Annotated in this window: 13 protein-coding genes; 4 read left to right on the forward strand and 9 right to left on the reverse strand. The window is 61.3% G+C overall.

From position 1 onward, the window contains the following. Positions 1-132 precede the first annotated feature (132 nt). The 9 genes from O3298_RS01300 to O3298_RS01340 form a co-directional block, all read right to left on the reverse strand. Positions 133-1677, reverse strand: coding sequence for a 2-isopropylmalate synthase (locus tag O3298_RS01300; protein WP_305058341.1), 1545 nt, complete (start codon positions 1675-1677; stop codon positions 133-135). 48 nt (positions 1678-1725) lie between these two features. Then, the gene (gene pssA / locus O3298_RS01305) at positions 1726-2577 is read right to left on the reverse strand and encodes a CDP-diacylglycerol--serine O-phosphatidyltransferase (RefSeq protein ID WP_077407095.1); all 852 of its coding nucleotides are present in this window, start codon (positions 2575-2577) and stop codon (positions 1726-1728) included. Positions 2578-2734: 157 nt separating this feature from the next. After that, on the reverse strand, positions 2735-3502 hold the full coding sequence (locus tag O3298_RS01310) for an SIMPL domain-containing protein (RefSeq protein ID WP_305058342.1): 768 nt from the start codon (positions 3500-3502) through the stop codon (positions 2735-2737). A gap of 101 nt (positions 3503-3603) precedes the next feature. Then, positions 3604-4359, reverse strand: a complete 756-nt coding sequence (locus O3298_RS01315; RefSeq protein WP_251351414.1) for an SIMPL domain-containing protein — start codon at positions 4357-4359, stop codon at positions 3604-3606. A 206-nt stretch (positions 4360-4565) separates the two neighbouring features. Next, the gene (locus O3298_RS01320) at positions 4566-5804 is read right to left on the reverse strand and encodes an MFS transporter (RefSeq protein ID WP_305058343.1); all 1239 of its coding nucleotides are present in this window, start codon (positions 5802-5804) and stop codon (positions 4566-4568) included. A gap of 190 nt (positions 5805-5994) precedes the next feature. After that, positions 5995-6405: a hypothetical protein gene (locus O3298_RS01325; RefSeq protein ID WP_305058344.1), complete on the reverse strand. Its 411-nt coding sequence runs from the start codon at positions 6403-6405 to the stop codon at positions 5995-5997. A 156-nt stretch (positions 6406-6561) separates the two neighbouring features. Further along, positions 6562-7578: a ketol-acid reductoisomerase gene (gene ilvC / locus O3298_RS01330; protein WP_034750044.1), complete on the reverse strand. Its 1017-nt coding sequence runs from the start codon at positions 7576-7578 to the stop codon at positions 6562-6564. A gap of 74 nt (positions 7579-7652) precedes the next feature. Beyond that, positions 7653-8144, reverse strand: coding sequence for an acetolactate synthase small subunit (gene ilvN, locus O3298_RS01335; protein WP_010399754.1), 492 nt, complete (start codon positions 8142-8144; stop codon positions 7653-7655). 2 nt (positions 8145-8146) lie between these two features. After that, positions 8147-9877, reverse strand: a complete 1731-nt coding sequence (locus O3298_RS01340; RefSeq protein ID WP_099667148.1) for an acetolactate synthase 3 catalytic subunit — start codon at positions 9875-9877, stop codon at positions 8147-8149. Between the two features lie 496 nt (positions 9878-10373). Between O3298_RS01340 and O3298_RS01345 the strand changes: the two genes are divergently transcribed. From O3298_RS01345 to O3298_RS01360, 4 genes are read left to right on the forward strand one after another with little or no spacing between them, the layout of a single operon-like run. Continuing rightward, on the forward strand, positions 10374-10943 hold the full coding sequence (locus tag O3298_RS01345) for an RNA polymerase sigma factor (RefSeq protein ID WP_034779551.1): 570 nt from the start codon (positions 10374-10376) through the stop codon (positions 10941-10943). Next, positions 10940-11344 (forward strand): DUF3619 family protein, encoded by a 405-nt coding sequence (locus O3298_RS01350; RefSeq protein ID WP_099667147.1) that lies wholly within the window; start codon positions 10940-10942, stop codon positions 11342-11344. The genes O3298_RS01345 and O3298_RS01350 overlap by 4 nt, the downstream gene beginning before the upstream one ends. Then, positions 11344-12114, forward strand: coding sequence for a DUF3106 domain-containing protein (locus O3298_RS01355; RefSeq protein ID WP_305058345.1), 771 nt, complete (start codon positions 11344-11346; stop codon positions 12112-12114). The genes O3298_RS01350 and O3298_RS01355 overlap by 1 nt, the downstream gene beginning before the upstream one ends. Continuing rightward, on the forward strand, positions 12104-12640 hold the full coding sequence (locus O3298_RS01360) for an RDD family protein (RefSeq protein ID WP_305058346.1): 537 nt from the start codon (positions 12104-12106) through the stop codon (positions 12638-12640). The genes O3298_RS01355 and O3298_RS01360 overlap by 11 nt, the downstream gene beginning before the upstream one ends. Positions 12641-12679 lie beyond the last annotated feature (39 nt).

The raw sequence follows: 12679 nt of genomic DNA on the forward strand, positions 1-12679 counted from the left end.
GTAACGACGCCTGATAAAACCGTAGCGAGCGGCAGTGAGGCTCGGCGCCCCCTTTGGGCCGAGAAGCGCAGCCGTACTCTAGTACGGTGAGCATCAAATTCTGGGGTCAGACCCGGCGGGTCTGACCCCGACTTACGGCTGGGGGTCGATACGTTCATCCTTGGCATGCAACTTGTTCAAGGCTGACAGATACGCCTTGGCCGAGGCCACGATGATGTCCGGGTCGGCGCCCACGCCGTTGACGATGCGCCCGTCGCGCGACAGGCGCATGGTGACTTCGCCCTGCGACTGCGTGCCCGTGCTGATGGCATTGACGGAAAACAAGACCAGCTCCGCGCCGCTGGCGGCCGCGCTTTCGATGGCGTTGACGGTGGCGTCGACGGGGCCGTCGCCCCGCCCTTCGCAGCTCAGTTGCTTGCCGCCGACGAGGAATTCCACGCGCGCATGCGGCACGGCGCCCGTCGTCGACTGCTGCGTCAGTGAAATGAAACGGTAGTGCTCACTTTCCTGCGCCTGCTGTTCTTCGCTGACGAGGGCCATGATGTCTTCGTCGAAAATCTCGGATTTCCGGTCCGCCAGTTCCTTGAAGCGGATGAAGGCGGCGTTGACTTCCGCTTCCGATTCCAGCGCGATGCCCAGTTCGTGCAGCCGCTGCTTGAAGGCATTGCGGCCCGACAGCTTGCCGAGGACGATCTTGTTGGCCGTCCAGCCCACGTCTTCGGCGCGCATGATTTCATACGTCTCGCGCGCCTTCAAGATGCCGTCCTGGTGAATGCCGGACGCGTGCGCAAAGGCGTTCGCGCCGACGACGGCCTTGTTCGGCTGCACGGCAAAGCCCGTGATCTGCGACACCATCTTGGATGCTGCCACGATCTGCGTCGTGTCGATACCCACCGTCAAGTTGTAATACGCGGCGCGCGTGCGCAGCGCCATCACCACTTCTTCCAGCGCCGTGTTGCCGGCCCGCTCGCCCAGGCCATTGATCGTGCATTCGATTTGCCGCGCGCCGCCTATCATGACGCCGGCCAGCGAATTGGCCACAGCCAGGCCCAGGTCGTTATGACAATGGACAGACCAGATGGCTTTATCTGAGTTCGGGATGCGTTCGCGCAAGCGTTTGATGGTGGCGCCAAAGATTTCCGGCACGGCGTAGCCCACCGTATCGGGGAAATTGATGGTGGTGGCGCCCTCGGCAATCACGGCTTCCAGCACGCGACACAGGAAATCCTCGTCGGAGCGGCTGCCGTCTTCGGGGCTGAATTCGATGTCGTCCGTGAACTGGCGCGCGTAGCGCACGGCGTTTTGCGCTTGCGTAAGCACTTGCTCTGGCGTCATGCGCAGCTTCATCTGCATGTGCAGGGGCGACGTGGCAATGAAAGTGTGGATGCGCTTGCGCTCGGCCGGCGCCAGCGCTTCGGCGGCGCGGGCGATGTCGCGGTCGTTGGCGCGCGACAGCGAGCAGATGGTCGATTCGCGCACGGCGCCGGCTATCGCCCGTATCGACTCGAAGTCGCCTTGCGAGGCGGCGGCGAAGCCCGCTTCGATCACGTCGACCTTCAGGCGCTCGAGCTGCTTGGCGATGCGCAGCTTTTCCTCGCGCGTCATGGAGGCGCCCGGCGATTGCTCACCGTCGCGCAAGGTGGTGTCAAAAATGATGAGTCGGTTGCTGGTGCTCATGGCTGCTCCTGGCTGGCTGAAGACTGGCGACGCTACCGACTCGGCGCATCAATGCTCGGGGTCGGTCTGGATAATGCTGACGGGCTTGCCCTTCGCCATGCGCCAGAAGAACACGGCGTAGCCGGACAGGCCATAGGCGACGAAAATCGGGAACAGCACTTTCGGCGGGTCGATGGAGATGAGCGCAAAGAACAATGCCAGCAGGAATACCACGATGAACGGCACGGACTTGCGGAAATTCACATCCTTGAAGCTGTAGAACGGCACGTTGGTGACCATGGTCAGGCCGGAAAACAGGGCGATCGCCCACGACACCCAGGCCAGCTGGTTGCCGGCAAATTCCAGGTCGTTCATCAACAGGATGAAGCCGGCCACCATGGCCGCCGCCGCCGGGCTGGGCAAGCCCTGGAAGAAGCGCTTGTCGACCACGGCGATATTCGTGTTGAAACGGGCCAGGCGCAAGGCGGCGCCGGCGCAATACACGAAGGCGGCCAGCCAGCCCAGCTTGCCCATGCCGCGCAGCGACCATTCGTAGATCACCAGCGCGGGCGCGGCGCCGAACGACACCATGTCGGACAGGCTGTCGTACTGGGCGCCGAATTCGCTCTGCGTATTCGTCAGGCGCGCGATGCGGCCGTCGAGGCCGTCGAGGATCATGGCGATGAAGATGGCCCAGGCCGCGTGTTCGAATTTCTGGTTCATGGCCATGACGATGGCGTAGAAACCGCAAAACAGGGCTGCCGTCGTGAAGGCGTTCGGCAACAGATAGATGCCGCGGCGGCGCAAGGTTTTCTTGCCAGTGCCATCGGTCACCGGCTGGCGCACGAATTTGCTGAAGCGGGACGCTTTGGATGCTGCGGGAGTGCCGTTCTTGCCTCTACGACGGGGGAAGTTTGCCATGTTGTTCCATATCTTGTGTACTGCGGGGGAATCGGTGCCAGATGGCGGGCGCATGACTGTCTCGCCATGCGCCCGCCGATATTGCCATTATAGAGGAGCTACCGCCAAAGAAAAGCGTGGCGGCGTCAAGCTGACAATATTGATCCCGAAGCTAGCCTTATTTGAACTTGACCTTCGCCACCAGGCCCATGTTGAGGGTCGTTTCGCCTGGCTCGAAGCTCGGTTCGGCCACCTGGTTGCCGCCATAAGCCGCCATATCAGCACTCATGTTGCGCGCGCCGGCCACGCTGACGCGCTGCGCGTAATTGCCCGAGCCTTCGAAATCGATGGTGTCGATCACGGCGTCATTGACGTTGCGGCCCATGGCGCCGGCGATGGCGGCCACGCGTTCGTTCAGGTTCTTGTACGCGGCCGCGATGCGCTGATCGTCGAGCTTGCGGATGGTGGCGGGCGCCAGGCCGAAGTTCAGGCGGTTCAGGGTCAGCACGCCTTGCGCCGCGGAAACGGTTTTCGGCAAGGCGGCCAGGTTGGTCGTCGTGACCTGCAGGTATTGGCCCACTCTCCAGCCCGTCGGCACGCGCGGCTTGGCGGCGACGCCTGGCGGCAGCGGCGCCGTTTCCGGGTACACGGCATACGTGTAGTAGCCCTGGGTCTTCAGCACGGCTTGCGGATCGGCCTTCTTGACGATGGCGGCGCCCTGGTTCATCTTCTGGTTCACGCGCGAGGCGGCGGCGGCCTTGTCCTTGTCCTGCTCTTCAATGGCCAGGGTGACGGTCACCTGGTCGTTCGCATGCACGACTTCGCCGTTGGCAGGCACCACCACGAGGGTGCCGGAAGTGGGCAAGGCCTGGGCTTGTGCGCCCAGGGCAACGGTAGCGGCGGCGGTAACGACAGCGGCGGCCAGCATGGTTTTCATGACGGTCATGGTGTTCTCCTGAAAAATAATGGGGCAAAAACGACCATGGGGCCAACAGCCCCATGATTTTTAAAACAGTCTAACGCGGAATTGTTTCCACGCTAACGCACTTACTTGAACTTGACCTTGCCGACGACACGCATGTCGAGCGTCGTTTCGCCCGGCTCGAAGCTCGGTTCGGCGACGGTGCTGTCTTCGGCCATCTTGGCGCTGCGCATCATCATCGGCGCGGCGGCAGCACGGTTTTCGGTGACATAGTTGCCCGAACCTTCGAAGTCCACCGTATCGAGCACGGCGTCGGCAACGTTGCGGCCCATGGCCTTGGCGATGGCGGCCACGCGCTCGTTCAGGTTCTTATACGTGGCGGCGATGCGCTGGTCGTCCAGCAGGCGGATGGTTTCCGGCTTCAGGCCGAAATTCAAGCCATTCAGGGTCAGCACGCCTTGCGCCGCCGACACGGTTTTTGGCAGGGTCGCCAGATTGGCCGTCGTCACTTCCAGGTACTGGCCCACGCGCCAGGCCGTCGGCAAACGCGGCTTGGCCACGGCGCCGGCTGGCAACGGGCGCTCTTCCGGATACACGGGATAGGTGTAATAGCCATACGATTTCAGCGCGGCAGAAGGATCGGCCTGCTTGACGATGGCGATGCCCTTGTTCATCTTCTGGTTGACTCGCGACGCGGCGGCAGCCTTGTCCTTGTCCTGTTCTTCGACGGCCAGGGTAGCGACCACCTGGTCATTGACATGCTTGACTTCGCCAAACGCGGGTACGACCACCAGGGTGCCGTTGGTCGGCAGGGATTGGGCTTGTGCGCTCAGGGCAACGGTGGCAGCGGCGGCAACAAGGACGGATTTCATCACGGTCATGGGGTACTCCTAGGTAGTTAATATGGCTGACAGCCCGCGAAAGGGGTGGCTGTTGCCACCTCTTTCGCTTGAGAAACTTGTCAAACTGTGTAGATTCTAACGCCTCATTCATTCCTGTGGCGCAAATTAACAAATCGTCACAAAATGTGCTTGCCAGTCACATCTGTTCACATTTCAACACACTGTCATTCAAAATAACAATGTTATTAGTGACCTGCCACCGGGCCGCCGCTGCGCCGGCCCGGCTTGAAACTGTAACGCCGCGCGCGCCAGGCGATGGTCAGCGCCACCAGCAGCAAGGCCAGCATGGCCCAGGGGAACGAGGCCGCGCCATAGCCGTCCAGCAGCACGCCGCCCGCCAGGCCGCCGCCCGCGATGGCCACGTTCCAGATGGTCGCCACCATCGCTTGCGCCACATCCATGCCGTCGCCGGCCGCGTCGGCCGACGCCGTCTGCAGCAAGGTGCCGGCGCCGCCAAAGGTGACGCCCCAGATGGCCATGCTGACATAGATGACGGCCGGCGAGTCCATCGCCAGGCCCAGCGCCACCACCACGAGGGCAAACGCGGCGAGGCAGCCCAGCACGAGCGGGCGTAGCCAGCGGTCGATCAGCTGGCTGACCAGCCAGATGCCGGCCAGCGAGCCTACGCCATATACGAGCAGCACCAGGTCGATGCGGGGACGCAAGCCGGACGGCGCCAGGAACGGCGCGATATAGGTATACAGAATGTTATGCGCCAGCATCCAGGCAACGATCACGGCCAAAATCGGCCGCACACCCGGCGTCATGAACACCTGGCGGATCGACAGCCGTTCGCCATTCTTTTGCCCCGGATAATCGGGCACGGCCACCAGTATCCAGGCGACCAGGACCACGGCCAGGCCGGACATGATGCCGAAGATGCTGCGCCAGCCCAGCACGCCGCCCATCAGGGTGCCCAGCGGCACGCCCAGCGACAGGGCCAGCGGCGTGCCGATCATGGCGATGGCCATCGCCCTGCCCTGCTGTTCCACGCTGACCATGCGGCGCGCATAGCCGGCCATCAAGCCCCAGGCCAGCCCGGCCGCCATGCCGGCCAGGAAGCGCGAGGCCAGCGCCACCATGTAATTGGGCGCCAGCGCCGTCATGGTATTAAAGACCAGGAAGCCGCCGACGGCCAGCAACAGCACCTTGCGGCGGCGCCAGCCGCTGGTCATGGCGGTCAGGGGGATGGCGGTCAGGATGGAGCCGATCGCAAACACCGTGACGAGCTGACCCGTCATGACTTCGGAAATACCGAGACCCTGCGAAATCTGCGGCAACAGGCCGGCGGGCAAGGTTTCGGCCAGGATGGCGATAAAGCTGGTCATCGCGAGCGCCAGCAAGGCGGCCAGCGGAAAGCGTCGGGAAATGGCAGTGCCGGCAGTGCCTGAAACAGGCACGGCGGCGGTCATACGGTCAGTCATGTGGGTACCTCGGGTTGCGCAGGCAGCGCTTCAACGAGCCTGGCGTGCTATCAAATAGCGGTAATGCGCGTTGCGGTCGGCAGATACCGAAACAGATGCAGCGATATGAAACTGCAAAGGAAGGGCGGAATTGTAGCGCAAACGCCGCGACGGCGTGCGCAGGGAAATAGCCGTGTTCAGGCAGCCATGCTCAGGCTGGCGTCATGCAGGCATCATTAGCCGCCTTGCGTGGCGAAAACCAGGCATTCGATTTCGGACTGTACAGGAAGGCGCAGATGACGGCGAACATGAGCGCGCCAGGCAGGACGTTCATCTTGACCGGCAAGGTCGCCAGGCAGAGCGCAATGTCGATCACGCCCCACACCAGATACACCGTGCGCGCGCCACGCAGCCGTTGCAGCATGGCCAGCGCTGCCACCAAGGTGATGCCCTGGCTAAAGAGCAAAATCGCGTATTGCACTTCGGCGGGAATCACGCCGTCCCCCATTGCGGCCAGCATGGCGGGGTCGTGGCGGCCGAGGAAAGCCGACACCAGCGCCAACAGCGAGCCGATGACCAGAAACCAGCAGCTGACGGCAACCGCGACGGGTCGCTTGACCACATGAAGATTCCCGACAAAAACTTTAGAAAAAACAAGCATGAGGCTGACGGTATTGTTGAATGGGCCTGATTGTAACGGATGTTGCCTGCCAGGCGCCGGCGTACAAAAAAAAGCCGGCTTGTGCCGGCTTTTTTATGGTGAATCAGCAAAAAATGCTTAGTTTTTCGACTGGTCGACCATCTTGTTCTTGGCGATCCAAGGCATCATGGCACGCAGTTTCGCGCCCACTTCTTCGATCTGGTGTTCGGACGTCAGACGACGGCGCGAGATCAGGGTCGGTGCGCCGGCCTTGTTTTCCAGGATGAAGCTCTTCGCGTATTCGCCCGTTTGAATGTCTTTCAGGCATTGACGCATCGCATCCTTGGTGGCCGACGTCACGACCTTAGGACCGGTCACGTATTCGCCGTATTCGGCGTTGTTCGAGATCGAGTAGTTCATGTTGGCGATGCCGCCTTCATAGATCAGGTCGACGATCAGCTTCAGTTCGTGCAAGCACTCGAAGTACGCCATTTCAGGCGCGTAACCGGCTTCCGTCAGGGTTTCGAAGCCGGCCTTGATCAGTTCCACGGCGCCGCCGCACAGCACGGCCTGTTCGCCGAACAGATCCGTTTCGGTTTCTTCACGGAAGTTCGTTTCGATGATGCCGGCACGGCCGCCGCCGTTGGCCGAGGCGTACGACAGGGCGATATCGCGGGCGATGCCCGATTTGTCCTGGTACACGGCGATCAGGTGGGGCACGCCGCCGCCCTGGGTGTAGGTGGCGCGCACGGTGTGGCCCGGCGCTTTCGGCGCGACCATGATCACGTCCAGGTCGGCGCGTGGCACGACTTGGCCGTAATGCACGTTGAAGCCGTGGGCGAAGGCCAGCACGGCGCCCTGCTTGGCGAACGGGGCGATGTTTTCGTTGTAGACCTGGGCGATGTTTTCATCCGGCAACAGGATCATGATGACGTCGGCCGCTTTCACGGCGTCGTTGACTTCCGCCACTTTCAAGCCAGCTTGCTCGACCTTGGTCCACGACGCGCCGCCCTTGCGCAGGCCGACGGTGACGTTGACGCCCGAATCGTTCAGGTTTTGCGCGTGCGCGTGGCCTTGCGAACCGTAGCCGATGATGGCAACGTTTTTGCCTTTGATCAAGGAGAGGTCAGCGTCTTTGTCGTAAAAAACTTTCATGGTATTTCCTATAATTTGATGATGCGTTGTTGTTTTAAATGCGGCGCCAGGGCCGCGTAGAGCTGCTTGTATTTTTATACTTTGAGGATGCGTTCGCCGCGGCCGATGCCGGAACCACCCGTGCGGACGGTTTCCAGGATGGCGGCGCGGTCGATCGAATCGATGAACGCGTCGAGCTTGACCTTGTTGCCGGTCAGTTCGATCGTGTACGTCTTTTCGGTGACATCGATGATGCGGCCACGGAAGATATCGGCGGTGCGCTTCATTTCCTCGCGCTCCTTGCCCACGGCACGAACCTTGATCAGCATCAACTCGCGTTCGATATGCTGGCCTTCGGTCAAGTCCACCACCTTCACCACTTCGATGAGGCGGTTCAAGTGCTTGGTGATCTGCTCGATGATGTCGTCCGAGCCGCTGGTGACGATGGTCATGCGCGACAGGGTCGAGTCTTCCGTCGGCGCCACGGTCAACGTTTCGATGTTGTAACCGCGTGCCGAGAACAGGCCCACCACGCGCGACAGGGCGCCCGCTTCGTTTTCCAGCAAGACAGAAATAATATGGCGCATGATTAGAGGTCCTCCGAGCCGAGCATCATTTCGGACAGGCCTTTGCCGGCTTTCACCATGGGCCACACGTTTTCGGACTGGTCGGTAATGAAGTTCATGAATACCAGCCTGTCTTTCATGCCAAACGCCTCTTTCAGGGCGCCGTCGACGTCGCCCGGTTTTTCAATTTTCATGCCCACGTGACCATATGCCTCGGCCAGCTTCTCGAAGTCGGGCAGCGAATCCATGTACGACTCGGAATAGCGCGAACCGTAATCGATTTCCTGCCACTGGCGCACCATGCCGAGGAAACGGTTGTTGAGCATGATGATCTTTGGCGTCAAGTGGTACTGCTTGCACGTCGCCAATTCCTGGATGCACATCTGGATCGAACCTTCGCCCGTGATGCAGGCAACGGTGGCGTCCGGGTTAGCCATCTGCACGCCCATGGCGTACGGCAAGCCGACACCCATGGTGCCCAGGCCGCCGGAATTGATCCAGCGGCGCGGCTTGTCGAAACCATAGTATTGCGCGGCCCACATCTGGTGCTGGCCCACGTCGGACGTGATGAAGGCGTCGCCCTTGGTGATCTGGAACACCTTTTCCACCACCGATTGCGGCTTGATGACGAGGTCCGAGGTCGGGTATTTCAGGCATTCGCGGCCGCGCCATTCGGCGATCTGCTTCCACCAGTTGCTCAAGGCATTGACATTCGGCTTGGCTTCGGCGGCATCCAGTTGCGCCAGGAACTCGATCAGCACGTCCTTGACGTTGCCGACGATGGGGATATCGACCTTGACGCGCTTGGAAATCGACGAGGGATCGATGTCCACGTGGATGATCTTGCGCGGATGCGAAGCGAAATGTTTCGGGTTGCCGATCACGCGGTCGTCGAAACGGGCGCCGATGGCGATCAGGACGTCGCAATTCTGCATCGCCATGTTCGCTTCATAGGTGCCGTGCATGCCGGGCATGCCGACATACTGCTCGCTCGAGGCGCGGTAGCCGCCCAGGCCCATCAAGGTGTTGGTGCAAGGGAAACCCAGACGGTCGACCAGCTTGTTCAGCTCGGCCGAGGCGTTCGCCAGGATCACGCCGCCGCCCGTGTAGATCATCGGGCGTTCGGCTTGCAGCAACAGCTGCACGGCCTTGCGGATCTGGCCCGAGTGGCCCTTGTCGACGGGACGGTAGGAACGCATCTCGACTTCCTTCGGATAGTCGAAATGGCATTTGTGCATGCTGATATCCTTGGGGATATCGACCAGCACGGGTCCGGGACGGCCGGTACGGGCGATGAAGAAGGCTTTCTTGATCGTCGCTGCCAGGTCCTTGACGTCCTTGACGAGGAAGTTGTGCTTGACGACGGGGCGCGTGATGCCGACCGTGTCGCATTCCTGGAACGCATCCTGCCCGATGGCGTGGCTCGGCACCTGGCCGGAGATCACCACCATGGGAATCGAGTCCATGTACGCGGTGGACAAGCCCGTGACGGCATTCGTGACGCCCGGACCGGACGTGACGATGGCGACACCGACCTTGTTCGAGCTGCGCGAATAGGCATCGGCGGCGTGGATCGCGGCCTGCTCGTGGCGTACCAGGATATGCTGGAATTTGTTTTGCTGGAAGATGGCGTCGTAGATGTAGAGTACGGCTCCGCCCGGGTATCCAAAGACGTGCTCGACGCCCTCTTCAGCCAGACAGCGCACGACAATTTCTGCGCCCGTAATTGGTCCTGCTGCTGCTTCGGTATTCATGAAACATTCCTTTCAAGGTCCATTGGAGATTGATCGGATGTTCTTTCCTGACGAAGTTCGCTGTGCGCGACAGTGCTCCTGCTTCCCTTTTCATGCGGTCACGCAATTTCTTTGGGCACCCATAGATACCTTACAAAACAACGCTTAACGCAACTCGTTTGGCCGGAGTTTCTGTGGCGCCTGTACGAACCGCTCGCGCTTGTGGCGCGGGTTAGAACAAACTGCCTACAAATGAAAGCGCGTCTTGCCGCGGATGGCCTTGTGTGCCGGTCGCGACCTGACCATAGGGCTTTGGGGTGTTCAAAGCGTCCTATACGGTATCGCGTCGCACCATTATGGTCAAGGAAAATGTCAGCCGAAAGGCCATTTTGCGCGCACGGAGTGCAAAAACTCTGCGGAAACGCACATTTTTTGCTAGCATGCACGGGGTTGCAAAAAGCATACCCGTCCCAATTTCGCCCACCGCACCCGCAGCCGCTAAGATCCCCCATACCGCATGGCAACAGACAAAGAATTATCCGACTTTCTAGAAAATGTCGAACGGCGCGCCTTCAAGCAAGCCGCCTACGCGGTCCGCAAGGAAGAATCGGCACTCGACATCGTGCAGGACGCCATGATCAAGCTGGCCGAGAAATACGGCGACAAGCCGGCCGCCGAACTGCCGATGCTGTTCCAGCGTATCCTGCAAAACACCATTCTCGATTATTTCCGCCGCGAAAAAGTCCGCAACACCTGGGTCAGCCTGTTTTCCGGCATGAAGCCCTCGGGCGACGAGCATGAGGATTTTGATATACTTGACACTTATGAATCGGAACAGGGCTCCAGCGCCGCCGAATCCTCGGCCGACCAGGTCGAGCGCGCGCAAATCCTTGATTTGATTGATGCAGAAGTACAAAAACTGCCGTCACGTCAACGCGAAGCCTTCCTCATGCGTTATTGGCAGGACATGGATGTGGCTGAAACAGCGGAAGCGATGGGTTGCTCCGAAGGTAGCGTGAAAACACATTGCTCTAGAGCTACCCACACGCTCGCCGAATCGCTGAAAGCCAAGGGAATTAAATTATGAACACCGACGATCTCAATTTCGCTTACAAAGTGCGCCATGCACTGAACGAAAAACTCGACGACCTGCCCGCATCGGCCACCGATCGCCTGGCAGCGGCACGCAAGCTGGCCCTGTCGCGCAAGAAGGCGGACGCGCCCGCCGCCGTCGCCGTGCGCCAGAATGTGTTCGCCGGCGTGGCCAGCAGCCTGTTTGTCGAGCCGCTGTCGTGGCTGGGCCGCATGAGCGTCATCATCCCCCTGCTGCTGCTGGTCGGCGGCATGGTGGGCATCTATCAGTTTGAGCAAGAACAACATATTGCCGAACTGGCAGAAATCGACGCCGCCGTGCTGTCGGACGAATTGCCGCTTTCCGCCTACATGGACCATGGCTTCAACGCCTACCTGACGAAACGCGAGCAATAATGACACGCTCAAGCGTACGCAAAGGCTGGCTGGCCGGCGGCATCGGCCTGGGTGCCTGCGCCCTGGCCGGCGCCGCCTGGGTTGGCGCGCAGCAACATGCCGCGCCCGCCGCTCCTCCCGTGGCAGCCGCACCCGTGGTGGCGCCCGCGCCGGCCTCGACAGCCAAGCCCGGTTCGCCCCGCACGGCCGGCAAGGGCGGCACGCCGCCGAAGGCCGGCGAGAATCCCTCGTGGAACAAGTTGTCGCGCGCGCAGCAGGAAGCCCTGCAGCCGCTGGCGAGCGAATGGAACAAGCTGGAAGCCTTGCGCAAGCAAAAATGGCTCGATATTGCCAGCCGTTTCGCCTCCATGACGCCGGACGAGCAAACCCGCGTGCATGAACGCATGCGCGAATGGATCAAGCTGACGCCGGAACAGCGCCGCCTCGTGCGCGAAAACTATACGCGCACGAAGAAGATTGATCCTGGTCAAAAAACCGCGCAATGGGAGCAGTACCAGCAATTGCCGGAAGATCAAAAGAAAAAACTGGCGACGGAACTCGTGCCGAAAAAGCCGCTGGAAAAAGTGCCCGCGATCAATTCGAATACGAGCAAACCTGCCCCGATCCTGTTGCCCGCCACGCCGGCAGCGCCTGCGGCCGCCGCGCCCGTGCTGCCGCCCGCGCCCGCGCCCGCAGCGACGGCCGTGCCGAGCGATCCCGCCGCGCCCCCCGCCACCGTGCCCGTCACGCCACCTGTTACGCCTGCCCCACTGCCAACCAATGCCAAATAGCACGCCTGCCGCCAGCATCACTTCCCATCCCACGATCAAGCGCCGCCTGATTTCCATGGTGTACGAGTCGCTGCTGGCCCTGGCCGTGCTGTTCCTGCCCTTCCTGCTGTTCGAGCTGGCCGTGCAGGGCGCACATACGCCGTTGACGGAACACATGCGCCAGTGCCTGGCCTTCCTCGTCATGGGTGCGTATTTCATCCACCAGTGGAGCCGCGAAGGGCAAACCCTGGCCATGAAGACGTGGCGCCTGAAAGTCGTGCTGCCGGGCCACGCCCACGTGCCGCTGCGCGTGGCCGCCTACCGCTACGTGCTGTCGTGGATGTGGCTGCTGCCAGCCCTGCTGGTGTCGTATCTGCTGGACTTGCAGCACTGGACGGCCCTGGGCGCCATCGGTATCGGCATCCTGGCCTGGTCCAGCACGGCCCTGTTCACGGGCAATGGACAATTTCTGCACGACAAGCTGGCGGGCACGCACATCGTGCAATTGCCGGCCCCGGCGAAGAAGTCGAAGAAAGTCGCCGCCTGAGTTTTTATGCGGCTTGACCTGGGTCATTGAAGCGCCACG

Origin of the sequence: Janthinobacterium sp. SUN137 (genome assembly GCF_030587265.1) — a bacterium.
GTDB classification, from domain to species: Bacteria; Pseudomonadota; Gammaproteobacteria; order Burkholderiales; family Burkholderiaceae_D; genus Janthinobacterium; species Janthinobacterium kumbetense.

Excerpts from the sequence above, each read along its gene's own strand:
- O3298_RS01355 (WP_305058345.1), top strand. The coding sequence starts at position 11,344 with ATGACACGCTCAAGCGTACGCAAAGGCTGGCTGGCCGGCGGCATCGGC.
- O3298_RS01315 (WP_251351414.1), bottom strand. The coding sequence starts at position 4,359 with ATGACCGTGATGAAATCCGTCCTTGTTGCCGCCGCTGCCACCGTTGCC.
- O3298_RS01340 (WP_099667148.1), bottom strand. The coding sequence starts at position 9,877 with ATGAATACCGAAGCAGCAGCAGGACCAATTACGGGCGCAGAAATTGTC.
- O3298_RS01300 (WP_305058341.1), bottom strand. The coding sequence starts at position 1,677 with ATGAGCACCAGCAACCGACTCATCATTTTTGACACCACCTTGCGCGAC.
- O3298_RS01345 (WP_034779551.1), top strand. The coding sequence starts at position 10,374 with ATGGCAACAGACAAAGAATTATCCGACTTTCTAGAAAATGTCGAACGG.
- O3298_RS01350 (WP_099667147.1), top strand. The coding sequence starts at position 10,940 with ATGAACACCGACGATCTCAATTTCGCTTACAAAGTGCGCCATGCACTG.
- pssA (WP_077407095.1), bottom strand. The coding sequence starts at position 2,577 with ATGGCAAACTTCCCCCGTCGTAGAGGCAAGAACGGCACTCCCGCAGCA.
- O3298_RS01360 (WP_305058346.1), top strand. The coding sequence starts at position 12,104 with ATGCCAAATAGCACGCCTGCCGCCAGCATCACTTCCCATCCCACGATC.
- ilvN (WP_010399754.1), bottom strand. The coding sequence starts at position 8,144 with ATGCGCCATATTATTTCTGTCTTGCTGGAAAACGAAGCGGGCGCCCTG.
- O3298_RS01310 (WP_305058342.1), bottom strand. The coding sequence starts at position 3,502 with ATGACCGTCATGAAAACCATGCTGGCCGCCGCTGTCGTTACCGCCGCC.
- O3298_RS01320 (WP_305058343.1), bottom strand. The coding sequence starts at position 5,804 with ATGACTGACCGTATGACCGCCGCCGTGCCTGTTTCAGGCACTGCCGGC.
- ilvC (WP_034750044.1), bottom strand. The coding sequence starts at position 7,578 with ATGAAAGTTTTTTACGACAAAGACGCTGACCTCTCCTTGATCAAAGGC.